Genomic DNA, 25,515 nt, shown 5'->3' on the forward strand with positions numbered 1-25,515 from the left:
GCCGGCATCTTGCCGGCGCTCGGCGTCGCCGGGTCCGCTGCCATCGTGACGATCATCGATGATGGCAGGGCCCGGTGGTGCGGATTGTACCCGTCGATCGATCGTTGCCTATTGTGTGGCGCCGGAGTAACCTTCGCGAAACACATCAGATGTCTGGCTGACTCGGGCCCGGCGCTGGCCTGCTCCACAAGGGCCTGGTCGATCCGGGAAGCGGACCCATCTCGGTTACCACAGTTGTCACGCATCGGGGTGGCCGGATCGGTCACCGTTTGGAGGATCGATGTCAGACCTGACCCGACGCCAAGCCCTGAAGATCGGTGCGGCCGGCGCGGGCGGTGCCCTCCTGCCGCTGCCCTGGACGGCCGTCGCCAACGCGGACTCGGTGGCGCCGCCGCAGGTGCTGGCCGCCGGTGACCTCGCGCTCTGGTACGACGAAGGGGCCGGCACCGACTGGCTGCGGGCGTTGCCGATCGGCAACGGCCGGCTCGGCGCCATGGTCTTCGGCAACGTCGACACGGAACGCCTCCAGCTCAACGAGGACACCGTCTGGGCCGGTGGGCCCCACGACCCCAGCAACCCCCGAGGCGCGGGAGCGCTGGCCGAGATCCGGCGGCTGGTCAACGCGAACCAGTGGACCCAGGCCCAGGATCTGATCAACCAGACCATGATGGGGAACCCCGGCGGCCAGCTGGCCTACCAGACCGTCGGCAACCTCCGGCTCGCCTTCGGCTCCGCCAGCGGAGCGTCCCAGCACACCCGGACGCTCGACCTCACCACCGCCACCGCCACCACGACGTACGTGCTGAACGGCGTTCGACACCAGCGGGAGGTGTTCGCCAGCGCGCCGGACCAGGTCATCGCGATCCGGCTGACCGCCGACCGGACCGGCTCGATCAGCTTCACCGCCACCTTCGACAGCCCGCAGCGCACCACGGTGTCCAGCCCGGACGGCACCACCATCGGCCTCGACGGCGTCTCCGGAAACATGGAGGGCGTCACCGGCGCGGTCCGCTTCCTCGCCCTGGCCAACGCCACCGTCAGCGGCGGCAGCGTGTCCAGCTCCGGCGGCACCCTGCGGGTGACGAACGCCAACAGCGTGACCCTGCTGGTCTCCATCGGCTCCAGCTACGTCAACTACCGCAACGTCGGCGGCGACTACCAGGGCATCGCCCGGCAGCGCCTCACCGCCGCGCGGGCCAGCAGCTACGACCAGCTGCGCAGCCGGCACGTGGCCGACTACCAGGCGCTGTTCGGCCGGGTCACCCTGGACCTGGGCCGCACCTCCGCGGCCGACCAGACGACAGACGTCCGGATCGCCCAGCACAACAGCGTCAACGACCCGCAGTTCTCGGCGCTGCTGTTCCAGTTCGGGCGGTACCTGCTGATCTCGTCCTCGCGGCCCGGCACGCAGCCGGCAAACCTCCAGGGCATCTGGAACGACTCGCTGGCCCCGTCCTGGGACTCGAAGTACACGATCAATGCCAACCTGCCGATGAACTACTGGCCGGCCAACACCACAAACCTCGCCGAGTGCCACAACCCGGTCTTCGACCTGGTCCGTGACCTCGCCGTCACCGGAGCGCGCACCGCCCAGGTGCAGTACGGCGCCGCCAGTGGCTGGGTCACCCACCACAACACCGACGCGTGGCGGGCCACCGCGGTGGTGGACGGCGCGTTCTGGGGCATGTGGCAGACCGGTGGCGCCTGGCTGTCCACGCTGATCTGGGACCACTACCTGTTCAACGGTGACATCGAGTTCCTGCGGACGAACTACCCGGCCATGAAGGGCGCCGCGCAGTTCTTCCTCAACACCCTGGTGACCGAACCGACCCTCGGCTACCTGGTGACCAACCCGTCGAACTCGCCGGAGCTCAGCCACCACGCGAACGCCAGCGTGTGCGCCGGCCCCACGATGGACAACCAGATCCTGCGGGACCTGTTCGACGCCTGCGCCCGCGCGAGCGAGATCCTCGACGTGGACAGCACCTTCCGGGCCCAGGTACGCGCCACCCGGGACCGCCTCCCACCGATGAAGGTCGGCTCGCGCGGCAACATCATGGAGTGGCTCTACGACTGGGTGGAGACCGAGCCCAACCACCGGCACATCTCGCACCTGTACGGTCTGGCCCCCAGCAACCAGATCACCAAGCGCGGCACCCCGCAGTTGTTCGAGGCGGCCCGGCGGACCCTGGCGCTGCGCGGCGACGACGGCACGGGCTGGTCGCTGGCCTGGAAAATCAACTTCTGGGCTCGGATGGAGGAGGGTAAGCGGGCCCACGACCTGATCCGTTACCTCGCCACCACCGCACGGCTCGCGCCCAACATGTTCGACCTGCACCCGCCGTTCCAGATCGACGGCAACTTCGGCGCCACCGCCGGCATCGCCGAGATGCTGTTGCAGAGCCACACGGGCGAGCTGCACGTCCTGCCCGCGCTGCCGCCGGCCTGGCCGAGTGGACGGGTGGCCGGCCTGCGGGGTCGGGGCGGGCACACGGTCGACGTCACCTGGAGCAGCGGTCAGGCCACCGAGATCCTCGTCCGACCGGACCGCGCCGGCACGGTCCGCCTGCGCGCCCGGATCCTCACCGGCACCGTCACCGTGGTCGACACCGCCGACGGTACGGCGGCCCGGGTCACCCGGATCGAGTCCGACCTGATCGAGGTCACCGTGCAGGCCGGGCGCACCTACCGGGTCACCAGCACGGGCGTCGCCCTACCGACGCTGGAGCAGAGCTTCAGCAACGTCGGCATCAGCAGCGACAGCAACACAAACGTCGCGAACATCGACGGTGGCGGGGCGTCGTTCTCGGCGCAGGCCCTGGCCGCCGCCGGTGCCAGCCCGGGCGGCACGGTGAGCCGCAACGGCGTCAACTTCCGGTGGCCCAGCGTCAGCTCGGGCGCCGCCGACAACGCCATCGCCTCGGGCCAGACGATAAGCGTGACCGGCACGGGCCGGACCCTCGGCTTCCTCCTGACCGGCACCTACGGCGCCCCGTCGGGCACCGGCACGGTGGTCTACGCCGACGGCACCCGCCAGACGTTCACGCTGAGCACGCCGGACTGGTACGGCGGGCCGAGCTCCGCGGGGACCGCGGCCATCGTGTCGGCGTACCAGAACCGGCCCAACAACCAGCGGCAGAACACCGCCGCCTGCGTCTACTACGTGGGTGTCGCGTTGCAGAGCAAGGCGGTCGCCTCGGTCGTGCTGCCCAACATCAGCGCCCGGCCGGCGACGAACGTGTCGACGATGCACATCTTCGCCATCGCCATCGGGGGCTGACGGCGACAGATCCCGCTCGGGGGAGCGAGACCGGGCCCGTCCCCACTGGGGACGGGCCCGGTCGCGGCTTTCGGTGCCGCGATGGCTCCCGCACGTCGCGCCGCGCGCCGTCCGGGTCCGGCGTGTCACCGGCCCGGCCGACGGTCGGGCTAGCGGACGCGCTCGCCTCGGCTCTCGACCCGGAAGTAGTCGAAGGCGACGTCGAGGTCGGTGGAGGTGCCGGCCCGGTTGAAGGCCACCAGCCCGGCCTTCGTCGTCTCGACGTTCAACGTCGTGGAGCCGATGTAGCGGTAGACGCTCCCGTCGCGTGAGTAGTAGGCGCGGTAGCTGTCGCCGATCTTGGTGAGTCGGAGCCAGATGGCACCGTCGGCCCCGACGATCCGCTGGGCGTCCGCGCCGGTGATCTCCACGGTCGACGTCGCGCCGTTCTGCTCGCGCAGCAGGACGAGCCGGACCTTGTTGACGGCCGCGGTCGCGCTGCCCATCTCCCAGGCGAGCTTCACGTAGTTGTCGTCGTCGGCGTACCCGATGACACCGCCCTGTTCGTTGTTGGCGGCCAGCGGGCGGGAGAAAACGACCCTGGACTCGGCCGTCCAGTCACCGTCGACGTCCTGCAGGGCCAGGTTCTTCGCGGTGTTGGTGGTGCCCTGCAGGTCACCCTGCTGTGCGGTGATGACGAGCGACCCGTCGGCCAGACGCCAGCGGCTGTCGTCCGGTCGTACCCACTGCCACTGGGCGCCGAGGGCGGCCGAGCCGAACTCGTCGCTGCCCGTGCTCGTGGTGTTCAGGTCCACCGTGTAGACCGACGTCGCCGCGCCGTTCGTGACGGTGACCCGAGCCTGCCCGGTGGCGCTGTTCGCCTGCTCGACCGCGACGGTGGCCGCGGGATCGGCGGCCTCGGCGGTGACCGTCGGCACGGCCGTGGTGCCGGCCGGCAGGAGGGCGTTGTAGTGCAGCGTCGTCGGCGCGAAGGAGGTCAGCGGCTGACCGCCGACGCGCAGGCTCGTCAGCGTCGTGTCGGGCACCAGGTTGAAGACGTAGTTCTTCACCAGCGGGCCGAAGAAGCTCTCCGTCGTGACCTTGACGACCGCCTGCCCGGGAACGCTCCCCGCCTGGGACACGATCTGGTAGCGCGCCTTGGGATCGGCCGTCCGCACCTTGGTGATGGTGGGGGAGCCCCCGGCGCGAACCGGGATGGTGTACGAGGCGTCGGACAGGTTGAAGCCGCCGAACGTCTTCCCGTTCACGACGATCTTCGCCGAGAGGGGCGCGTCGTCGACCGGGATGTCCCGCCCGCTGAACTCCTTCCAGTAGTTCACCGACGTGTCCCGCCAGTCGGCGGCGTCCGTCTCGTGGACGGCCAGCTTGGCGCGTACCTCCGCGAACCGCCGTGCGTCGATGTCGGCCTGGAGCGTCTCCCAGGTCTCCCGCATCCAGGTCACGTACTGCACGCCCATCTGGTAGCGGTAGACCAGCTCGTCCCAGAACGGCCGACCGCTGTCCATCCGATGGCCCCACGGCACGTGGTGGAACCACATCAGCAGGTTCTCCGGGACCGAGTCGATGTCTCCGTAGCGCCGCTGGAGCCGGGGGAAGTACTGGGCGGCGAGGTTGCTGCCGGTGGGGGAGCGGTCGTAGCCGAGGCCGACGCTGTCGGCCTGGTTGTAGTAGACCGGGCTCCAGTCGTCGCGGCCCGCCCAGTCGGCCGGGTCGGGACGGTAGTGCGCGCCCTCGGCGAACTGGTGGCCGATGCCCAGCGGCGTCTGGTAGCTCACCAGCGCCTCCCACGACCCCATCATCATCGTGCGGATGGTGTCGACGACGCGCCTGTCGTTGCCCCAGGTCATCCGGACCCAGTCGGTCGCGATGTCCGCCGAGTCGAGCGTCCAGTCCCACGCCTGACGGCCGAAGGCGAAGAGGTTGGCCTGGGCGAAGTGGTGCCCGGTCAGGTTGTCGGCGTTGCCGAGGTTGGCGACACCCACGATGGCGGTGTCCGGATGGTGCTGGGCGCTCCCGTCGACGATGTTGCCGACCAGGCGCTTCTTGAGCAGCTTCCCGTTCGCGTCGGTCGCGTACGTGTCGGTTTTGAGGATCTCCTCGTACATGGGGCCGAGGTAGGTGAGCATCCAGTTCTGACCCGTGTACTCCTGCGTGATCTGGAGTTCCAGGGCCTGGTTGGTGTTCTCCATCCGGCCGAACATCGGGTGGATGGGCTCCCGCGCCTGGAAGTCCAACGGCCCGTTCTTGGTCTGCAGGAACACGTTGTCGGCGAAGCGGCCTCTGCTGCCGTCCGGCTGGACCTCGTCGTCGATCGGCCCGAACTCCAGGTAGGCCCGCTTGAGCCGGTCGTTGTCGACCTCGGCGTTGTAGACGAACGTCCGCCAGTGGACCGTCATCCCGAGTGGCGCGACGGCCGCTCCGATGGCGTTGGCGCCGTCGCCGTGGTCGTACCCGAAGTCCTGCGGGCCGGGCTGGCCCTCCGAGTTGGCCTTCACGGTGAAGCCCATGAAGTCCGGGATGGCGGCCTGGATCTGCTGCGCCCGGCGGTGCCACCAGCCCCGGAAGTCGGTGCCGTACGGGTCGAGTTGGCTGTTGGTGAGCGTGTCCGGTGCGAACCGGGTGTCCGTGGGGGCGGTGTAGCGGATCGACAGGCCCAGCTTGATGCCGTACGGACGCAGCGCGTCGGCGAGGGCCGCCTCCTGCGCGATCCGGGCGCTGGTCAGGTACGCGTTGTCGGCGTTGACGTTGTTGATGGTGATGCCGTTGATGCCCAGCGACGCCAACGCGCGTGCCACGACGACGTAGCGGTCGAGGATGACGGGCAGGTTCCTGTCGGCACTCGGCCCGGTCGCCGCGAAGTTGAAGATCGCCCCGCTCTCACCGTTCACCCCGCCCAGTCCGGAGGCGTTGTTGCCGGCGTAGAGGCGCTCGGTCTCCCAGTTGTTCAGCAGTCGATGCTTGATCTTCGGGGACTCCGCGACCCGGAGGTGGTCGATGGGTTTCTGGGTCTGCATCAGCCGCAGGAACGCGTAGGTCCCGTAGAGCGCGCCGAGGTCGGTGTTGCCGGCGATGACGGTGAACCGTGTCTTCCCGCTGGTCACCGAACGGACGAGATAACCCTCGTCGCCGACCTTGGCCAGGTCCCGCGCCGGGACGGCACGGCTCACCAACGGCGAACTCGTCGGCGTGCCGACGACCACCGCACCGTCCGGCACGCGGTGACCGTCGACCGTCGTCACGGGGGTCGGTTGGCCGAGCAGCCCGCCCAGCCCGCGCACCAGCTCGTCCCGGGCCGCGCCGAGCGTGCTCTCGGCCAGCTTCTCACCGGACCCGGGTGCCATGGCGAGATCCGGCGTGTGCCGGTGGACCTTCGTGGCGTCGGCGTTCTCGACCACGATCCCGGTGACCGTGCGGCGGTAGTCGCGCAGCAGCTTCGGGTCGCTGACCGGCACGTATCGCAACCACAGGTCGGAGCCGCTGTAGTCGTCGGGTGAGGGGGCGGCGGTGACGGGTGTCGTGGTGACCGTGAGGGTGGCCGCGACCGTGGCGAGCACCGTGCCCAGCACGATGAGGGTCCGCCGTAGCCTGGGCGTCGAGCCTCGGATCATCGCCATCTCCTCGTTCGTACACTCGGGACGCCGTGCGGCCCGGCGTGCGAGCACGACGACGTCAACAGATGGATACGCGTCGATGGTGAGCGGCGCGACAATGCTTCGGCAACGAGTTGTCGTTTCTTGTCGCGGCCCGCAGCCTCAGGGCGACTCGGCCGGTGCTGGACCGGGTCGCGGCCCGCGACGGATCAGTCGTCGCTCACGGACGTCAGGGACGCGGCGGACCGGCGGATCCTCAGGCGTAACGCAAGTCCCGCTGTCCGCAGTCAGCCTCGTGCTCAGGGAACCACTATGCGAGCTGTCTCCGCACCCCGCGATGTCGCGACACGACGGGGAGCCAGGGCCGGCCCGTTCGAATCGGGTAGCCTCGCCGGCTGCCTCGTGAAACTGTCGCCGGATGATTCAACCGACTCTACGTACCGCCCGTCTGCTGATGGTTCCCCTCGCGGATCGGCACTTCGAACTGGAGGTCGAGCTCGACTCCGACCCGGAGGTGCTTCGCTACATCACCGGGCGGGCGCGATCCAGGGATGAGGTGGCCACGTCTCACGCGCAGAGGTTGGCGCTGTCCGCCAAGGTGGACGGCCTGGGCTACTGGATGGCGTTCGGGTCCGATGGCGGCGCGCGTGGCACGGTGGCGCCGGAGCATGAGGACCAGGGCGATGTCGTCGGGCTCATGATGCTTCCGCCCGCACACGGCCCCGACCAGCCCGACGATCCGACCGTCGCGGAGTTGGGCTACCGGCTTGCCCGCCGCTGCTGGCGTAGAGGTCTGGCCAGCGAGGCATCCCGGGCCCTGCTGCGGCATGCCTTCGACACGGTCGGGCAGAGTCGGGTGATCGCGCAGACCATGACGGTGAACGTCGGATCTCAGGGCGTGATGAAGGCCGTCGGCATGCGGTACGTGCGCACGTACTTCCCTTCCTGGGACGACCCGGTGCCAGGAACAGAATCCGGCGAGGTGGAGTATGAAATGACCCGTGAGATGTGGGAGGCGCATCGCGGGATATCGTCTCTACAGCGAGATGAGTAGCGACATCCGTCAACACTGGCTTGACCACGGCATCCCGGACGCCGTTGTCGACCGGAGGGTAGAGCTCAGCTCTTCAATGACCCCGAACTGCAGGTTGCCGCGGTCTACGACGGGATTGTCGAAGCCCCGATCTGCCTGGAGAGCGCGCGGATGCTCGGTGAGGATCCGGATGCCGATCCCTGGCACTGATCGTCGGCGACCGCGGGCGACACGGGCACGGCGCCGCGTTCGGCGTCGCCGGTGTTCTGCTCGCTGAACTCGGTCACGGAGAGCGCCTGGTCCACCCAGCCGGCACCGCCGGGTCGGGTGCGGGCTGTTGACGTACCCACGGTCGGGCGCGACCCGCGCTCCGACGGACGGCCGTCGAGTGGCGGACCACGAGGCGTACCGGCAGGACCATCGGTCGGCCGGCGTGCCCGGGGGCGCCCTCGATCATCGTGAGGAGGTGCCGGGTTGCCGCCGAGCCCTCCGCGTAGAACGGTGCCGCGACAGTGGTCAGCCCGGGTGTGACGATGTCGGCGGCGAGGGTGTTGTCGAAACCCACGATGCTGACGTCGCCCGGGACGTCGACGCCCATCCGGGTGAGGCCGCGGATGAGCCCGATCGCCATCTGGTCGTTGAAGGCGAGGACGGCGGTCGCGGGACGGGCACGGAGTTCCTCGGCGGCTCGCTCGCCGCCCTCGATGGTCGGGCTGAACGGGCCGATCTGACGCACCTTGATCTCGAGTTCCATGCCGGCTTCGAGCAACGACCGCCAGCGGATGCCGTTCGGCCATGACGCCTGGGGCCCCGCGACGTAGGTGATGTGGTCATGGCCCAGTTCCCCGAGGTGCTCGGCGGCCCGCCGGACCCCACGGGGGTTGTCGGTCACGACGCAGGGCACGTCGGCGACGGCGCGGTTGAGGACCACCACCGGCCGCTGCTTGGCGAACATCCGGATCGCCGAGTCGGACATCCGGCTGCTGGCCAGCACGATGCCGTCGACCGTCGACATCGTGCGTTCGATCGCGGCCCGCTCCAGCCGGTCGGACTCCTGGCAATCGATGAGCACCGTGGTGTACTCGTCGTGCATCGCCGTCTCCTGCGCACCGCGCACGATCCCGGCGTAGACCGGGTTGGTGATGTCGGCGATGACGAGCGCGATCATGCGCGTGCGGGACGTGGTGAGGGCTCGGGCGAGCGGGTTGGTCCGGTAGCCGAGCCGCTCGGCGACCTGCCGGACCCGCTCGGCGGTCTCGGAGTTGACGCGGCTCGGCCTGGAGAAGGCGCGGGACACCGTGGACGGTGAGACGTCGGCTTCGCTCGCGACGTCGTAGATCGTGACCCTCTTGTCGGGCGGCCTGGTGTGGTCGGGCATCTGCATGCTCCTCCCGGCTACGCGCCGTGATCATGGTATGACGGCGGTGAGTGCTCGGCAATGCCCTCGTAACAAACCAGTGCCGTGAACGCATTCGCGCGAGGCAATACATGGCAACCCATTGCCGTCACGTCACGCCGGCTGCCTGAATCAGCGGGGATGACACCTGGCGGAGGGAACAGCTCATGGGTATGACGCGGCGCGGCGTTCTCCTGGTCACGGCATCGTCGGCAATCGTGGGCGCGGTCGGGTGCGGGGCACCGGACGGTCCCGGCACGTCCACCGGCGACACCACGGGCGAGGTGCCGCAGCGGCCCGGCAAGGCCGTGACGCTCAACGTCCTCGACGTTGCCGGCAACCTCCAGCTGACCCAGGGGATGATCGACGACTTCGTCGCCAAGAACCCGGACACGATCTCCCGGGTGACCTATTCGAAGGCGCCGGCGCCGGAGCTGGCCGGCAAGATCAAGGCTCAGCAGGGCGCGAACCGGGTGGACATCGGCCTCGTGCTGACCGGCGTCGACGGGCTGGCGGCCGGGATCGAACAGGGGCTCTGGCTCGACCTGTTGCCGACGTTCCAGGACCGCCTCGGCGGCATGCGCGACTACCTGGAACCGGCCGCCGCCATGCAGAAGCTCGCCGGCAACTCCGGCGTCACGGTCACCTACTATCCGTCCGGCCCGCTGCTGGAATACCTGCCGTCCCGTCTGGCCACGCCACCGACAAGCGCGCCGGCCCTGCTCGCCTGGGCCAGGGCCAATCCCAAGAAGTTCCAGTACGCCCGGCCGGCCAACTCCGGCCCCGGTCGCACGTTCCTGATGGGGCTTCCCTACATCCTGGGCGACGCCAATCCCAAGGACCCCACCGCGGGGTGGGACAAGACCTGGGCCTTCCTCAAGGAGCTGGGCCAGTACGTGGACTACTACCCGTCCGGCACGACCGAGACGATGAAGAACCTCGCCAACGGCACGGCGCACCTGATCGTCAGCACGACCGGCTGGGACATCAACCCCCGGGTGCTGGGCACGGTGCCGAAGGAAGCCAAGATCACCCCGATCGAGGGATTCCACTGGGTCACCGACGCGCACTACGCCGTGCTGCCCAAGGGCGTCTCGACCGACACCCAGGCGGCGGTGCTGGCCCTGCTGGCGTTCATGCTCACCCCCGAGCAGCAGGCCAAGGCGTACGACGAGGGCTACTTCTATCCGGGCCCGGCCGTGAAGGACGTCGGGCTCGCCTCGGCGCCGCAGAAGAGCCAGGACGCGATCCGGGAGTTCGGCCGCCCCGAGTACGAGGCGCTGATCGCCGGGAACCCGACCGAGGTGCCACTCGACGCGAAGAGCCTCGTGGCCGCGTTCAACCGCTGGGACCGCGAGATCGGCGGCGGGAAGGTCAAGCAGGGATGAGTGCCTTCTCCCAGCTGCGGTTGGACGGGGTGTCCCGGCGGTTCGGCGGCCAGGACGCGCTCACCGAGCTGGACCTCACCATCGAGACGGGCGAGTTCATCGCCCTGCTCGGCCCGTCCGGCTGCGGCAAGTCGACGGCCCTGAACTGCCTGGCCGGGCTCCTGCCGTTGACCCGGGGGAGCATCTGGCAGGACGAGCGGCGGATCGACACGCTGCCACCGGAGCGGCGGGGCTTCGGCATGGTGTTCCAGAGCTACGCCCTCTTCCCGCACCTGACGGTGCGGGCGAACATCGCCTTCGGGCTGCGCATGCGGCGGCTGCCGAAGGAGGAGATCCGCCGGCGTACGGCGGAGGCGGTGCGTCTGGTGCGGCTCGAGGACCACGTCGACAAGCTGCCCGGCCAACTGTCCGGCGGTCAGCAGCAACGCGTCGCCATCGCCCGCGCCGTCGTGTTCGAGCCGTCGCTGGTGTTGATGGACGAGCCATTGAGCAACCTCGACGCCAAACTGCGGCTGGAGATGCGGACCGAGATTCGCCGCCTGCACCAGTCGCTGGGGCTCACCACCGTCTACGTCACCCACGACCAGGAGGAGGCGCTCTCCCTGGCCGACCGGCTGGTGGTGCTGCGCGAGGGGCGGGTGCAGCAGATCGGGTCACCGCGCGAGCTGCACACCCGCCCGGCGAACTGGCACGTCGCCGACTTCATGGGTTACCGCAACCTGTGGCGGGGCCGGGTGGTGCGGCGTGACGGCAGCGGGGCCACCGTCGAGTCGTCAGGTCACCGCCTGCTCGGCGAGGCCGTCGGCGACCTTGCCGACCACGCGGACGTGGTGGTCGCGGTACGCCCCGAGGACATCCGCGTCGACGCCGCCGGCGAGACCTCCAACGCCCTGTCGGCGACCATCGAGGTGGTGGAATACCAGGGCCGCGAGTTGGCGGCCGAGGCGCGTACCGACACGGGTCAGTCGCTGCACCTGCGTACCGAGCAGCGGATCGCACCCGGTGACCAGGTCAAGCTCGCCATCGACCCGCGGCGGCTGCTCGTCTATCCCGCCGGCGCGACAGCGGAGACCGACCGCCTCGCGGACGCCGCGGTGGTGACGCGGTGAGCGGCCCCGGGCCGGGCCGACCGTTGGCGCACTGGCAACACCGCCTCGCCGAACGGGGCATCGATCGCCAACTCTTCCTGTTGGTGCCGGCGCTGGTCTTCGTCATCGCCCTGTTCCTCTACCCGTTCTTCTACGGGCTGTCGCTCTCGTTCCAGCCGACCGACGGCGGGCCGTTCAGCGACTACGCCAGGTTCTTCTCCGACGCCTACGAGCGGGGCACGATCTGGATCACGCTGCGGATCGCGCTGCCCGCCGCGCTCCTGAACGTCCTCGCCGCCGTGCCGATCGCGTACCGGATGCGCGGCCGGTTCCGGGGCAAGCGGCTGGTCACCACGCTGCTTGTCGTGCCGATCACCCTCGGCACCGTCCTCACCGCCCAGGGGTTGCTCAACTTCCTCGGCCCGACCGGTTGGTTCAACCGGATCCTGCTCGCCACGCACCTCGTCGACGAGCCGGTACGACTGACCCACAACTACTGGGGCGTGTTCTTCTCGCTGGTGATCACCGGCTTCCCGTTCGCGTTCCTGCTGGTGCTCTCCTACCTCTCCGGGATCGACCCCACCCTGGAACGGGCCGCCGCGACGTTGGGGGCGGACTGGCGTCGCCGGTTCACCCGGATCACCCTGCCGCTGCTGATGCCGGGTCTCGCCACGACCTTCTGCCTGACGTTCGTGTTGGCGTTCAGCGTGTTCCCGTCGGCCGTCCTGGTCGGCAACCCGGCCGGTGAGACGCGGGTCATCTCCCTCGCCGCGTACCAGGCGGCGTACGAGCAGTACGACTACCCGTACGCGTCGGCGATCGCCATGATCATGGGGTTCGTCGAGCTGGTCGTCATCGCGGTCGTGCTGGCCGCGCGCAGCCGTTTCTACACCGGCGCCACCGGAGGCAAGGGCTGATGGCTTCGATCACCCAGGCGCCACCGGCGCGACCACCCGCCACCGACCAGCGGCGTCGACGCGTCACCGCGCGCCCGGCCGCCTGGATCGTGTGGGGCGTCGTCATCTTCTTCTTCCTCAACCTGCTGGGCGTCGTGGCGTCCGTGCTGGTCAGCTCGTTCGGCCAGCGCTGGTTCGACACCTGGCTCCCGGACGGCTACACCACCAGCTGGTACGGCCGGGCCTGGGACGAGTTCGCCCTCCTGCAGGTCATCGTCGTGACGCTTGAGGTGTCCGTACTCGTCGTGGGCCTCTCGCTGCTGATCGGTGTGCCGGCGGCCTACGTCCTCGCGCGGCGGTCCTTCCCCGGCAAGCGGCTGATCTTCCTCGTGTTCCTGCTGCCCATCCTCATGCCCCCGATCACGTACGGCATCCCGCTGGCGACGGTCCTCTACAAGTTCGGGCTGGCCGGGAACATGTCCGGTGTGGTGCTCGCCAACCTCGTACCCTCGGTGCCGTTCGTCATCCTGACCATGACCCCGTTCATCGAGCAGATCGACCCGCGCATCGAGAGCGCCGCGCGGATGTGCGGCGCGGGCCTGCGTACGGTGTTCCTCCGGGTCCTCACGCCATTGCTCGTGCCGGGCATCCTCGCCTCGGCGATCCTCGTCCTCGTCCGGACCGTCGGCATGTTCGAGCTGACCTTCCTGACCGCGGGCCCCGACTCGCAGACCCTCGTCGTGGCGCTCTACTACTCGATGTCCGCGTCCGGGATCCGGGCGCAGCAGTCGGTGGACGCCATGGCGGTCATCTACACGTCGATGATGCTCGTGCTGCTCGTCGTCGCCCTGCGCTACGTCAACCCGACCCAGCTCGTGGCCCAGGTCAAGGAGGACCCCGAGCACTGACGTCCGGCGACCGGCCCGGTCAACCGCCCACCACGTCCCGGGACGACGTGGTGGCCCGCCAGCCGACGCCCGGCCCGGCCGCCACCTCGTCGAGGATCTCGCCCGCGCGGCCCACGACCGTGCGGAGTGCGGGCAACTTCGCGCGCAGGCCGCGGTAGGTCGCGGCAAGGGTCGGGTCGACCGCGACCGGCTCGGCGCGGGCACTCGCAGGACTGAGCAGAGTGACGGCCTCGTTCAGATCGGCGGCCAGGCCGATCGCGAAGAGCCCGAGCGCCGCCGCGCCGAGGGCGGCGTCATCGTCCTCGCCGGCCACCTGGGTCGGACAGTCCAGGACCGCGGCCATCACCGCACGCCACAGCGGAGATCGGAACGCGCCGCCCGCCAGCCGAACGCTGCTGACCGGCGTCAGCTCGGCCAGGCGGTCCCGGACGCCGCCGAGGTGCAGACACACAGCCTCCACCGCGGCCCGCACCAGGTGACCGCGAGAGTGCTCGCTGCGCAAACCCAGGTACGCGCCCGGCGGGCCGGGATCCACCGCCGACGCCCGGTCGGCCAGCAGATAGGGCAGCATCACCAGGCCGTCGCTGCCCGGGGCGACCCGTTCGGCGAGCGCCAGCAGCTCGGGCGCGGCGAGCTGGTCGTCGGACGCCGGGCGAGGATCGGGTTCGAGGGCGCCACCGGCCCACCGCACCACGTTGCCGCCGTTGTTGACCGTCGCGCCGACCACCCAGGCGTCCTCGGTCAGCGCGGCGCAGGAGAAGATCTCCGCGGGGTCGACGAGCGGAGCCGCGACGACAGTCCGCAGGGCCCCGGTGGCCGCGAGCGTCAGACCGGCGACGGTGCTGTCGATCGCCGCCATGCCCAGGCTGCTCGACGGCCCGTCACCCGCCCCCACGACGACAGGTGTGCCGGACGGCAGGCCGACCGCCTGCCCGGCCGCCGAGGAGAGCCGCAACACGCCCGTCGTGGGCAGGACTGGGGGCAGCTGGCTGCCGGACACCCCGACCAGATCGAGTACGCCCGCACTCCACACCCGCCGATGCACGTCGAACATGCCGGTGCCCGACGCCGACGACAGCTCGGTCACCAACGTCCCGGTCAGCCGGTGGACCAGGTAGTCCTTCAGGCCGACCCACCACCGCGTCGAGGTGCAGAGGTACGGCTCGTGGCGGGCGAACCAGATGAGCTTGCACAGCGGGCTTCCCGGGTGCACGGGCGTGCCGGTGACCCGGTGCAGCTCCCGGCTCTGGCCGGAGACCCGCAGGTCGCGGGCCACCTCCGCGGAGCGCGTGTCCCGTCCGGTCAGCAGCGGCGTCACCGGGCTGAGTGTCGCGTCCAGCCCGATCACGCCGTACCTGGGGGAGCTGACCGCGAGGGCGACGACCTCCGCCCCGGCGGCGTCGGCGACACACGCGGACACCGCCGCCAGGGTGGCCGCCACCAGCACGTCGGGGTCCTGCACCTGCCAACCGGGCAGCGGTTGGAGCAGCGGGTACGCCCGCGCCCGGACGTGTCGGGCGGAGCCGTCCACCGCGAACGCGCCCACCCGTACGGCGGTGGCGCCCACGTCGACACCTAGGATGACACGACGCTCCGGCCCCATGAGCACATGGTCGAGCGGTGTTCGACGGGTGGGCAAGCGGTTGCGCGCTGTTGTCGTGGCGGGGACGCCGCCGAATGCCGTGTGGTGCCGGTGATCGTTGGAGGCGCGGCGTACTTCTGCCCGGCGGTGGTGCCGGCGGTGGTGCCAGAGCCGGGGTCAATGGCCGACGACGCGGCCGAGGAGGCGCTCACCAACCTCGGCGATGTCGTCGGCGGTCCACTCGAGGGCGGGGGTGGCGACGGTCACCTCGGTCATCGCCATACCCGGCACGGCTGTGTCCTGCCACCCGGCGACGAACCACACCTTGTCCTCCTCGGCGAGGGCGAGCGCAGCGTCGTTGAGCGCCTGCGCCGGATGGGGCAGCCAGAGCCGGAATCGATGGGTGTGCGGAGGTTCTGGATACACCCGCGCGCCGGGAAGCGCGCTGAGTGCCGCGGCGACTGTTCGCGCGTGCCGCACGTAGTCGGGGATGCGTGGTAGCTCCCTGTCGAGGCCGGCGAGTGCGGTCAGAGCCGCTGGCCACTGCTGGAACACCTCGCCGCCGCAGCGGTGTCGCCAGATGCGGGCGTAGGAGGCGAGCTGCGTGGTGCCCGCGAGCGCCGCCCCGCTGATACCGCCGATTGTCTTGTAGAACGAGACGTAGGTGCTGTCGGCGAGGTCGGCGATTTCGCTGAGGGTGTGTGCCAGGTGGGGGGTGGATTCCCAGATTCGGGCGCCGTCGACATGGACGCGGGCGCCGATGGCGCGCGCTGCGGCGGATGCGGCGGCGAGCTCGTCCCAGGAGGGGAGGACGAAGCCGGCGTCGCGTAGCGGGAGTTCGATGACGACGGTGCTCACGGGTTCGGCGAGGGCGGTGATCTCGTCGGCGGTGGGGTTGCGGGGCGCGGTGGTCGGCCAGGTGCTGCGCAGGCCGCTCAGATGGGCGTAGGCATGCCGTTCGTCCATCTCCAGGTGGCCGAGCGGGTGCAGGGCGACCGTCGGGTGCCCGGTGCGGTCAGCGCCATAGCGCAGCGCGACCTGCTGGGCCATCGTGCCGGTGGGGAAGAAGACGGCGGCCTCGGTTCCCAGCAGTCCTGCCACGCGTTCTTCCAGCGCGTTCACCGGACCGTCGCCGTAGAAGTCGGGTTGGCCGTCCAGGTCGCCGCCTGCGTCCATGTCCGCGAGCCGCTCCCTCATGGTCGTGGGCCGGATGCCGGAAAGGATCTGGTCGCAGGCGCGCAGCGCGGCAAGCCGACGCTGCCTGGTGTTGGCAGACACCGGCGGATCGTCGCATGTCAGCGCAACAGGGACCAATCGGTTTTCGGCGGCGGGTGATCGGCGTCAACGAACGAGCTGCCCCAGTCGGAATCGGCCTGGCTGGACGACATCGGCGTAGGTCCCGAAGCAGGCTGCCCGCCCGAGCCCGGCCACCGGGATGCGGTAGTGCCGGGCCAGGGTGCTCAGCACCGAGAGGTCGGCCGGCAGTTCGGCCTGGGAGAGTCCGGGGATGACGCACCTCGGAGTGGGCAGGACCACCCGGAGCACGACATCGCCGAGGCGTAGCTCCTGCCCCGGTTCCGGGTCACGCGGTGCGTCGATGACCAGGTTCGGGCGAAACCGCGCCGCGGCCACACTGCCACCTCCCATGCGCTCACCCAGCAGCGACAACGCGCCGGTGGTCACGATGTGAACGGCGCCGAAGTCGACGAACCGGCCGACCCGCCCCGCGCCCGCGATCGCCGTGATGGTGTCCTGGCCGGGCCGGGCGTCGCCCATCCAATCCGGCACCATACCTACGTCGTCAGGCAACGTCCGGTGCAGTCTCGCGTCGGGCGGCAACTCGCGGCTCAGCCGCACCGGGCGGCCCAGGTGCTTGCTGAGCGCGGCATCTGCCGCCGCGCTTCCGGCTGGCAGAGACGCGCCGTCGACGTGCAGCGTCAGGGTCGTCTCCGGGCCGTCGTCCCGCATGCTCGTGCCGACCTCGAGCAGGCGCCCCCATCGTCGTGGGTGTTTGGCGCTGCCGACCGTCCCGTCGACGCTGTCGACACAGGCCCACGTCCGGTCGCCGCGCAGACCGGTCTGCTCGACGTCGGCCGCGGTGAGCACCTCACCCCGGGCGCTCTTGAGCGGGTAACGCCGGAGTGCGACAACCGTCTGCATGACGGTCATGCTGCCTCACCGCGTCACCACAGACGGGTGGCGCGAGGAACATCCGCTCCATGCCGCCGAGCGGGTGTTGCGGTTCGACATTGCGGAGGGCCGAGACCCGGTCGTTGGGGCGCTAGCGGAGATGTTTCGCTGGTGACGGCGCGCATAGTTGACGGACGCTTGCGGTAGCCAGGTGTGGCGGCTGCCAGTGACCACATCTGGCACCCTTACTCACGCTTCGAACTTGCCGGACTTGATCCCCTGGACGAAGTCAACCCACTGACTCTCGCTGAATGCTAGCGCCGGACCGTGACGGTCCTTCGAGTCTCTGACCATGACTGTCGGAGCTGGCGTGGCAACCTCGACACAGTTCCCCTCGTTGCTGCGGGTGCTCGTCTTCCACTTGAGCGTGGTCATGTTAGTTCCTCTGCGATCGATGCCATGAGTTTGCGAGACTGCGCTTCGGTCAGCGCCGGGCTCTCCATGATGTCCCACGCCTCCCCGTACGCTGCGACCTCGGCGGGCTTGTCGAGGTAGAGCGCACCGGTGAGGCTGTCGGAGTAGATGATCGACGGCTCGGCTCCCGCCTCGAATTCGAGGATCGTGAACGTGCCGCTGGTCATGTTGCCCCGGTGCAGGCCACCGGCTAACGGAATTACTCGCAGCGAGACGTTCGGCTGTCTGCTGACCCTGATCAGGTGTCGCAGTTGCTCTGCGTCCACCCCTCGCCGCAAGACAGCCTCCTCAAGCAAGACGTCGAACTGCGGAGCGGGTGGCGCCGAGCGCGTCAGCAACGCCTGGCGACCGAGACGCACGGCCAGCCGTCGCTCGATCTCCGCCCGGGTGATGTCTGGACGGGCCACCTGCAAGACGCGCGTAGCGTACGTCTCGGTTTGGAGCAGGCCCGGAACAAGCTGCGCTTCGTACGTCCGCAGTCGAGCTGCTGCGGCTTCCAGCCCTACGTACAGCTCGAACCACTCCGGGATGGCGTCGCCGTAGGAGTGCCACCAGCCTCGACCCTTCGTCTCCTTCGCGAGGCCCATCAGAGCCTCGGTCAGTTCTGGTGACGCTCTGTAGATTCTGCACATCGCTTCTACGTCGAGCGATCTCATCGAAGTAGCGCCGGTCTCGATGCGCCAGATCTTCGGTGTCGACCATTCCAGCGCGTCGGCCGCTGCCTTGACCGTCACGCGGGCTTCCTCGCGAAGCTGCCGCAGGTACCGCCCTAGCTGTCGCCTCGGCACCGTAGAGCCGGTGTCTGTCGTCACTGCCGCTCTCCTTCCCGTGACTACATATCGGGCGCAGCTTGCACTCGATATGTAACTCCTGCCGATCACGCTTAGCAATGAAATCTATCAAGATGAAATCTACTCTTACGTTTCATCCAAAATGTAATATTGCATATCTGTGTTGCTCGGTAAACCATTGCGCTGGGTGTGGTGGTCGAGCAACTGTGGGTAACCGTGCTGCTGCCGCAACCCTCTACGAGGGAGGGCAGATGGGCCGGCACGTGCCTTACGGCAAGTACCTGGCGGCGGTAGCGATGACGCTGGCGCGCAGGCATCGGCCGGTGTGGTCGTGGATCAAGTGGCGCAACGTCTGCAAGTGCGGGAACGAACTGCCGTGTCGGGCCAGACACAGGGTCCCGATTAACCGGGGCCACTGGCCGGGTGAGAGCTGATGACCGCGCACGGCCCGGTCCTGCCGCTCTGGCTGTGCGAGGGATGCGACAGGCCCTGGCCCTGCGCCATACGCCGCGTCGAGCTGCTGGATGAGTACGCCACGTCTCCGGTCGCACTGGCCGGCTACCTGGGGTCGCACCTCAGCGTGGCCATGCAGGACATGTCCTGGGCTCCCGCCGACACCGTGTACCGCAGGTTCCTCGGGTGGCTGCCGTGAAGTCGGGAGACGTCGTACTGATCGGGGCGGCCTGCTCGGTGCAGTTCTCGCGGGACCGGGCCCTGATGCTGCGTCTGGTATCGATCGGCGAGACCGACCCGTACAACGACTGGATCTGGATCACCGGGTACGTGCTCGACACGAAGGGGCTGGCCACGGCCAAGCGCGACCTGTACGTCTTGAGGGCCGGGTTGCGCATGCAACGGCGTTCCGCCCCGGCGGGTGTGCAACCGAGGCGGTCCGGTTCGCGCGTGACTGCCTGAGCCGTATCGGCGAATATCCCATGGGGCAATCAGACCAGGAACTCCTCCCGCATCCGCGCGCCCAGATTGATGCCGCCGACCGCCCGTGGGCCGGCCGGATCGTGCACGGCGACCGTGTTGTTGCGGCGCATCAGTTCCCGGACGGCGGGCGGCAGTCGCGGCGGGTCGTCCATGGCCGCGAGGACCTGCCCGGCACTGGAGATCAGTCGATCGGCCAGGGCTGCGGCGTCGGTGTCCACCCGCACCCGGCCGTACTCCCAGCCGGCGGTGGTGAGGTCGAGCACCTCGAACACCCGGGTCAGCAGCGGGTTCGGGTCGGTCACCCGGTCGAGCCGGGGTGCCCGGCTGCCGACCACCGTGACAGCGGCGGCCACCTGCGCGTACGGGTGGAAGCCGGACGGCAGCGCGAACAGCGGCCAGCGCAGTGCGGGACCGGCCTCCCGCCACAGCGGCCGGTAGTTGCGGCGGTGCACCAGCAGCCGCCGGCCCGTCCGGCGGTGGATCTCCTGTGCCTGGGACTGCAGGTCCACGTGGGCCTCGTCGGCGACCTGACCCACGATCTGGGCCGCCACCACCAGGCCGTCGTCGCTGTCCAGCGTCGTGGTGAGCGCCTGGACCTGCTCGGTGAACCGGATCCGCGCGTGGGGACCGTACCGGGTCTGCACGTCGTGCAGCAGCGCCTGCTGGCGTCCCGGATCGAGCTGGACCCGCCTGCCGCCCAGCAACCGCCGGAGCCAACGCATGTCGCCTCGTTTCAGCAGAGCCGTCGTCGGACGGCGGCAATGTTAGTGCGTCGGCCCCACCCCGTGTGCCGACGGGTGCCCCCGGGCCGCACTGACGATCATCGACGGCGGGGCGTGACGAGTCCCGACTCGTACGCCCACACGACGAGTTGGGCGCGGTCACGGCAGTGCAGCTTCGCCATCGCCCGATTCACATGTGTCTTGGCGGTCAACGGGCTGATCACCATGCGTGCGGCGATCTCGTCATTGCTCAGTCCGCCCGCGACCAACTCGACGATCTCCTGCTCGCGGGCGGTCAGCACGTCCCGCCCGGCCGTCGGCTCGGCCGGCGGTGGGCCGGACACGAACTCGCTGATGAGCGTCCGCGTCACGGCGGGTGCGAGCAGTGCGTCGCCGCGCGCCACGACGGCGATGGCCTGCAGCAGGTCGGTGGGGTCGGCGTCCTTGAGCAGGAAGCCGCTGGCGCCCGCCCGGAGGGCGGCGAAGACGTACGAGTCGAGCCCGTAGTTGGTCAGGATGAGGACGTGGATCGCGGCGAGGTCGGGATCGGCGGCGATCCGCCGGGTGGCTTCGATACCGTCGAGCCCGGGCATCTGCACGTCCATGAGCACCACGTCCGGGCGCAGGCGTCGCGACAGGTGCACGGCGGCTACGCCGTCGGCGGCCTCGCCGACGACCTCCAGGTCGTCCTCGGCGTCGAGCAGGGCCCGGAAACCGGCTCGCATCAGCGCCTGGTCGTCGACGAGCAGGACCCGGATCATCGCGGCTCCGCGGCGCGCTGAGCTGGCGGGACCTCGCGCGGGCGCTCGGTCGGGCCGGGGCCGTCCAGCGGGATCGTGGCCCGTACCGTGAATCCGTTGTCGTCGTTGGCGGCGGCCCGCAGGGTGCCGCCGAGCCCGGTCACCCGCTCCCGCATGCCGCGCAGGCCCACGCCTGGTGTCATCGGGTGCGCCGGTGACGCCTGGCCGTCGTCGGTGACCGAGACGGTGAGCCGCGCCGGGGCGTACTCGACGTGGACGCTCGCGGTGGCGGGGCCGGCGTGGCGTGCCACGTTTGTCAGGGCCTCCTGGACGACCCGGTAGCCGGCCTGGTCGACCTCGGCGGGCAGGTCCCGGGGCTCACCGGCGACGGTCACCCGCACCGGTACGCCGACCGCCCGGGTCCGCTCGGCCAACTCGTCCACCCGGGCCAGCCCCAGGCGGTCCTCGTCGGAGGGTGAGCGCAGGATGTCGAGGGTGGTGCGCAGCTCCCGCATCGCGGCGCTGCTGGCCTCCTGGATCGCCAGCAGGGTGGCCGACGGCTGCTCGCCGTGTTTGCGCGCGAGGTGCACGGCGATCCCGGCCTGCACCTTGATCACCGAGATGCTGTGGGTCAGGGAGTCGTGCAGGTCACGGGCGATGCGCAGGCGTTCCTCCCCGGCGCGACGCAATGCCATCTCCTCGCGGGTGCGCTCGGCCTCGATCGCCCGCTGCTCGACCTGTTCCAGGTACGCCCGGCGCTGCCGCGCCACAAGCCCCGCGATGTTGGCCGCCACGAACCAGCCCAGCAGCAGGGGCGTTCGCTCGACGACGAGATGGCCGGCCGGGGCCGTCGAGATGTCCCGGGTCAGGAACCCACCGAGGAAGGCGAGACTGGCGAGCGCGGCGGCCGCCCGCTGCCCCCGCCAGGCGGCGACGTAGACCGCCGCGAGCACCGGGAACGCGGCGGACACCCCCGGGTGCACCCGGACGTGCACGGCCAGCATGGCGACGGTGACCACGCCCAGCGCCACCACCGGATACCGCCGGCACGCCGCCAGGGCGACCGCCATGGCCACGACCAGGGCGACATCGAGCGCCCCGACCGTGGCGTCCGGGGTGAGCGCGGCGTTGCCGAGCAGGAGGGCACCGAGGACCAGGCCACCGAGGGCGTACGGCAGATCGCGACGCATTGTCGAAGAGTAGAACGGGCCGTCCGCACCGAGCATCCACCGCACGCAGTAGGAGGGCGTACCGCGGACGCGGTAGCGGCAGATGGTCAAGTGCCTGCGACGGCACGACGTTTTCCCAGCTCGCCGAGACGAGCATCGAACCTATGACATACCGCTTTACCACCCCAGTGAAAGCGTCGGCCGCGACCGGCCGGACCGCGGAGGTCTACCGGCAGATGTCGGACGACTTCCTCGGGCCGCTGCCCACCTTCCAGGTGCTCGCCGCCGTGCCGGAGGTGCTGGCGGCGACCTGGGCCTTGATGCGCGAGGCCCTGCTCGCCGGGGACGCCTCCCGGGTCGAGCGCGAACTCGTCGCGGCGGCGGTGTCACGGGCCAACCGCTGTCAGTTCTGTGTGGACTCGCACGCGATGCTGCTGCACGCCCTTGGCGAACCGAAGCTGGCCGAGGCCGTCGTCCGGGACGGGACACCACCGCAGCCGGGGCATGCCGCGCTCGTCGGTTGGGCGCAGGCGAGCCGCAGCCCCCGGGCCACCGACTGGGCCAGCCCGTACGGCCCGGAGGTCACCGGCACCCTGCTCGCCTTCCACTTCATCAACCGGATCGTGTCCGCCCTGCTCGCCCCCGACCTGCTCCCCGCTGGCCTGCAACGCTCCCCACTTGTGCGCTCGGTCGGCGGCTGGCTCTCCGCCCGGGCGGCCCGGGATCCGAAGGAACCCGGCCGAGGCCTCGCGCTCCTGGACGCCGGCACGACGGCGGCACCCGGTTGGGCGGGGTACAGCCCGGTCGGCGTCGCGTACGCGGCCCTGACGGACGCCGCCACGCGGGGCGGGGACCTCCTGGGCGACGTGGCGCGCCAGACCGTCACGGCCACCGTGCGGTGGGAGGACGGGCGGTTTCCGGCCCGGCCCGCGGACTGGGCCGTCGACCTGGTCCGGGACGTGCCGGGCGTCGATCGCGTCGGCACGAGGATCGCCCTGCTGGCGGCGTTCGCGCCCAGCGCGATAACCGTCGGCGACGTCGCTCTCTGGCGGCTCTCCCATCCCGCCGACGCCGACCTCGTACGGCTTGTCGCCTTCGGGGCGATCACGGCCACCGATCACGTCGCCCGGGCACTGTCCTCGGCGCACCGGTAGGAGATCGCCATGCGTAAGGCATTCGTCATCACCAGCGCCCTGTTGCTCGTCGCGTTCGGCCTGCAGTTCGTCTTCGCCGCCGTGGGCGGGTTCACGAGACCCACGGGCGACGACTCGTACGCCCTGCACAGCGTCAACGGCATGGCCGTCATCCCGGCGCTCACCCTGCTCACCGCGCTGTGCGCGGCACTGGCCAGGGCGCCGGGCCGACTCGTCGGGCTGGCGCTCCTGCCGATCGGCCTCGTCATCGTGCAGGCGCTCCTCGCCATGCTCGCCACCGCGTCCACCGACGCCGCGGGCGTCAGCACCCCGCTCGGTCCGATCATCGGTGGCCTGCACGCCCTCAACGGGATCATCGCGGTACACGTCGTGGTGGCCGTGCTCCGGGGGGCACGGAAGCTGACCGACCCGGAGCCGGCCGACTCCACCGGCGACGTCGTCCGCAGCGGAGAGCCGGCATGACCACCGGTGCGCTGCTCGCGGTCGATCTCGTGCTCGCGGTCCTCACGGCCGCCGGTTGGCTGGGCGGCGGCGCGGCGGCGGCCGTCCGGCGTCGACCGCTCGCGCTGGCGCTGGCGGCCTTCGCCCTGCTCGCCACGCTCGCCCGCGCGATCACGATCGTCGCGCTCGCTCGCGCCGGCTGGTGGTTCGCGGCGGAGAAGGTCCTCGTCGCCGCCCCGCTGTCGCTCGCGGCGGTGGCCGTCGCCGGGCCGCGGTTGCTCCCGGTCCCGGGCGACGTCCGGTCCGTCGCGGTCCCGCTTCTGTTCGCCGGGTACGCCACGAGCAGTGCCCTGCTCGTGACGGTCCTGCACGGCTACCCGGCGTCGGTGGGTGCGGGACTGCTCGCGGTCGCCGGGACCGTCACGGCGACGGCCGTGTCCTGGCGCGCTCTCGGCGCACGCCCGTCCCGGGCGATCTCTCGGGTGGCGCTCGTGGTGGCGGTCGGGGCGTTGGTGACCGGAGTCGGGCTGACCGTCGTCCCGGCCGCGCCCGTCGTTCACCATGGCCACGGGTATCGGGAGGCGCGGACCACCGACGAACCGACCCGACGGTTCACGCTGACGGCCGGGACCGCCACGGTGAGCGTGAGTGGCCGAGACGTCGCGGCGTGGGCGTTCGACGCGCAGGTACCCGGGCCGGAGCTGACCGCCACCGTCGGCGACGTGGTGGAGGTGACGCTGCGCAACCGGAACATCGGGCGAGGCGTCACGCTGCACTGGCACGGGTACGACGTGCCGAACAGTCAGGACGGGGTGCCGGGCGTGACGCAGGCCGCGGTGCTGCCCGGCCAGGAGTTCGTCTACCGGTTCCGCGCCGACCAGGTCGGGACGTACTGGTATCACACGCATTCGGTCTCCGATGTCGGCGTGCGGATGGGCCTCTACGGAGTCCTGGTGGTCCGCCCGGGGCCGGTGGCCGGCCTCGACGTCACGATCCCGGTGCACACGCTGGCGGGCCGGCCGTTGCCCGCACCGAGAACCGAGCGCGTCGAGGCGGGCACCCCGGTACGGCTGCGGCTGATCAACACTGACAGCACGACGCACCGCTACGCCCTGGCCGGGACCGCGTTCCGGGTCGCCGCGATCGACGGCGCCGACCTGCGTGGCCCCACGTCGCTCGTGGACACCGCGGTGCTGATCCCCGCCGGCGGCCGCTACGACCTGGTGTTTCCCGCGCCGGAAACGCCGATGGCGTTGTTCGTCGACGGGCGGGCGGTCTACTCGACCGGACCGGTGTCGACGCCGCCGGGCGACTGGCCGGTGCTGGATCCGCTCGGCTACGGCGTCGCCTCCGCGGTGCCGTGGCCCCGGTTCGATCGAACGTTCACCCTCGTTCTCGACCGTGGCCTCGACCTGCACGACATGCTTCCGCGCTACGCGCACACCGTCAACGGCGCGGCCGATCCGGACATCCCGCCGCAGGTCGTCCGCCTCGGCGACGTCGTCAGGTTCACGATCGTCAACCGGTCGGCGATCGTGCACCCGTGGCATCTGCACGGCCACCACGTCCTGGTGCTGTCCCGCGACCGAAGGCCGGCGGCCGGCAGTCCGCTGTGGCTGGACTCGTTCGACGTTCGACCGGGCGAGGTGTGGGAGGTGGCGTTCCGGGCCGACAACCCGGGAGTGTGGGCCAACCACTGCCACAACCTGGCGCACGCCGACGCCGGCATGACGACGCACCTCATGTACTCGTGATCCGTCGGGCGGCACCGGAGATCGAAGGTTGTGAGTTCAAGGT

21 protein-coding genes are annotated in these 25,515 nt (G+C 70.4%); 11 read left to right on the top strand and 10 right to left on the bottom strand.

Features of this window, described 5'->3' with window-relative positions; translation table 11 throughout:
* The first annotated feature begins 280 nt into the window (after positions 1-280).
* Positions 281-3,280, top strand: a complete 3,000-nt coding sequence (locus tag ACGFH8_RS18960; protein ID WP_393368490.1) for a glycoside hydrolase N-terminal domain-containing protein — start codon at positions 281-283, stop codon at positions 3,278-3,280.
* Between the two features lie 149 nt (positions 3,281-3,429).
* Here ACGFH8_RS18960 and ACGFH8_RS18965 read toward each other — a convergent pair whose 3' ends face one another.
* A complete protein-coding gene (locus ACGFH8_RS18965) occupies positions 3,430-6,894 on the bottom strand; it encodes an alpha-glucuronidase family glycosyl hydrolase (protein WP_393368492.1) in 3,465 nt (1,154 codons plus the stop codon).
* Positions 6,895-7,288: 394 nt separating this feature from the next.
* Between ACGFH8_RS18965 and ACGFH8_RS18970 the strand changes: the two genes are divergently transcribed.
* Positions 7,289-7,924 (top strand): GNAT family N-acetyltransferase, encoded by a 636-nt coding sequence (locus tag ACGFH8_RS18970; protein WP_393368494.1) that lies wholly within the window; start codon positions 7,289-7,291, stop codon positions 7,922-7,924.
* A 262-nt stretch (positions 7,925-8,186) separates the two neighbouring features.
* On the opposite strand, the gene ACGFH8_RS18975 is transcribed toward ACGFH8_RS18970, so the two are convergent.
* On the bottom strand, positions 8,187-9,281 hold the full coding sequence (locus tag ACGFH8_RS18975; RefSeq protein ID WP_393368496.1) for a LacI family DNA-binding transcriptional regulator: 1,095 nt from the start codon (positions 9,279-9,281) through the stop codon (positions 8,187-8,189).
* Between the two features lie 185 nt (positions 9,282-9,466).
* On the opposite strand from ACGFH8_RS18975, the gene ACGFH8_RS18980 reads away from it, so the two are divergent.
* From ACGFH8_RS18980 to ACGFH8_RS18995, 4 genes are read left to right on the top strand one after another with little or no spacing between them, the layout of a single operon-like run.
* Positions 9,467-10,687, top strand: coding sequence for an ABC transporter substrate-binding protein (locus ACGFH8_RS18980; protein ID WP_393368498.1), 1,221 nt, complete (start codon positions 9,467-9,469; stop codon positions 10,685-10,687).
* The gene (locus ACGFH8_RS18985) at positions 10,684-11,796 is read left to right on the top strand and encodes an ABC transporter ATP-binding protein (RefSeq protein ID WP_393368500.1); all 1,113 of its coding nucleotides are present in this window, start codon (positions 10,684-10,686) and stop codon (positions 11,794-11,796) included. The genes ACGFH8_RS18980 and ACGFH8_RS18985 overlap by 4 nt, the downstream gene beginning before the upstream one ends.
* Complete coding sequence (locus tag ACGFH8_RS18990) at positions 11,793-12,692, top strand: ABC transporter permease (RefSeq protein ID WP_393368502.1); 900 nt, start codon at positions 11,793-11,795, stop codon at positions 12,690-12,692. Before ACGFH8_RS18985 ends, ACGFH8_RS18990 begins: the two co-directional genes overlap by 4 nt.
* The gene (locus ACGFH8_RS18995; RefSeq protein WP_393368503.1) at positions 12,692-13,579 is read left to right on the top strand and encodes an ABC transporter permease; all 888 of its coding nucleotides are present in this window, start codon (positions 12,692-12,694) and stop codon (positions 13,577-13,579) included. Before ACGFH8_RS18990 ends, ACGFH8_RS18995 begins: the two co-directional genes overlap by 1 nt.
* Positions 13,580-13,598: 19 nt before the next feature.
* Here ACGFH8_RS18995 and ACGFH8_RS19000 read toward each other — a convergent pair whose 3' ends face one another.
* From ACGFH8_RS19000 to ACGFH8_RS19020, 5 genes are all read right to left on the bottom strand, one after another.
* Positions 13,599-15,182, bottom strand: coding sequence for a gluconokinase (locus ACGFH8_RS19000; RefSeq protein ID WP_393368504.1), 1,584 nt, complete (start codon positions 15,180-15,182; stop codon positions 13,599-13,601).
* Between the two features lie 156 nt (positions 15,183-15,338).
* Positions 15,339-16,439, bottom strand: coding sequence for a threonine aldolase family protein (locus ACGFH8_RS19005; protein ID WP_393368505.1), 1,101 nt, complete (start codon positions 16,437-16,439; stop codon positions 15,339-15,341).
* A 63-nt stretch (positions 16,440-16,502) separates the two neighbouring features.
* Positions 16,503-17,321 carry an MOSC domain-containing protein gene (locus tag ACGFH8_RS19010; protein WP_393368507.1) on the bottom strand — a complete coding sequence of 273 codons (819 nt, stop codon included), beginning with the start codon at positions 17,319-17,321 and terminating at the stop codon, positions 16,503-16,505.
* 219 nt (positions 17,322-17,540) lie between these two features.
* Positions 17,541-17,726, bottom strand: a complete 186-nt coding sequence (locus tag ACGFH8_RS19015) for a DUF397 domain-containing protein (RefSeq protein WP_393368508.1) — start codon at positions 17,724-17,726, stop codon at positions 17,541-17,543.
* Positions 17,723-18,577 (bottom strand): helix-turn-helix domain-containing protein, encoded by an 855-nt coding sequence (locus ACGFH8_RS19020; protein ID WP_393368510.1) that lies wholly within the window; start codon positions 18,575-18,577, stop codon positions 17,723-17,725. The genes ACGFH8_RS19015 and ACGFH8_RS19020 overlap by 4 nt, the downstream gene beginning before the upstream one ends.
* Before the next feature lie 412 nt (positions 18,578-18,989).
* Here ACGFH8_RS19020 and ACGFH8_RS19025 point away from each other — a divergent pair, with 412 nt between their 5' ends.
* Entirely contained in the window at positions 18,990-19,208 is a 219-nt protein-coding gene (locus tag ACGFH8_RS19025; RefSeq protein WP_393368512.1) for a hypothetical protein, read from the top strand.
* Entirely contained in the window at positions 19,205-19,471 is a 267-nt protein-coding gene (locus tag ACGFH8_RS19030; protein ID WP_393368514.1) for a hypothetical protein, read from the top strand. Before ACGFH8_RS19025 ends, ACGFH8_RS19030 begins: the two co-directional genes overlap by 4 nt.
* A gap of 29 nt (positions 19,472-19,500) precedes the next feature.
* Here ACGFH8_RS19030 and ACGFH8_RS19035 read toward each other — a convergent pair whose 3' ends face one another.
* The 3 genes from ACGFH8_RS19035 to ACGFH8_RS19045 form a co-directional block, all read right to left on the bottom strand.
* The gene (locus tag ACGFH8_RS19035; RefSeq protein ID WP_393368516.1) at positions 19,501-20,214 is read right to left on the bottom strand and encodes a hypothetical protein; all 714 of its coding nucleotides are present in this window, start codon (positions 20,212-20,214) and stop codon (positions 19,501-19,503) included.
* A 98-nt stretch (positions 20,215-20,312) separates the two neighbouring features.
* On the bottom strand, positions 20,313-20,975 hold the full coding sequence (locus tag ACGFH8_RS19040) for a response regulator (RefSeq protein WP_393368518.1): 663 nt from the start codon (positions 20,973-20,975) through the stop codon (positions 20,313-20,315).
* The gene (locus ACGFH8_RS19045) at positions 20,972-22,144 is read right to left on the bottom strand and encodes a sensor histidine kinase (RefSeq protein ID WP_393368520.1); all 1,173 of its coding nucleotides are present in this window, start codon (positions 22,142-22,144) and stop codon (positions 20,972-20,974) included. The genes ACGFH8_RS19040 and ACGFH8_RS19045 overlap by 4 nt, the downstream gene beginning before the upstream one ends.
* 143 nt (positions 22,145-22,287) lie before the next feature.
* On the opposite strand from ACGFH8_RS19045, the gene ACGFH8_RS19050 reads away from it, so the two are divergent.
* The 3 genes from ACGFH8_RS19050 to ACGFH8_RS19060 are packed head-to-tail and all read left to right on the top strand — an operon-like array spanning position 22,288 to position 25,472.
* Complete coding sequence (locus ACGFH8_RS19050; RefSeq protein ID WP_393368521.1) at positions 22,288-23,277, top strand: carboxymuconolactone decarboxylase family protein; 990 nt, start codon at positions 22,288-22,290, stop codon at positions 23,275-23,277.
* A gap of 9 nt (positions 23,278-23,286) precedes the next feature.
* A complete protein-coding gene (locus ACGFH8_RS19055; RefSeq protein ID WP_393368523.1) occupies positions 23,287-23,739 on the top strand; it encodes a DUF6220 domain-containing protein in 453 nt (150 codons plus the stop codon).
* A complete protein-coding gene (locus tag ACGFH8_RS19060; RefSeq protein ID WP_393368525.1) occupies positions 23,736-25,472 on the top strand; it encodes a multicopper oxidase family protein in 1,737 nt (578 codons plus the stop codon). The genes ACGFH8_RS19055 and ACGFH8_RS19060 overlap by 4 nt, the downstream gene beginning before the upstream one ends.
* Positions 25,473-25,515 lie beyond the last annotated feature (43 nt).

Source organism: Micromonospora sp. NPDC049175 (assembly GCF_043197345.1).
GTDB lineage: Bacteria > Actinomycetota > Actinomycetes > Mycobacteriales > Micromonosporaceae > Micromonospora.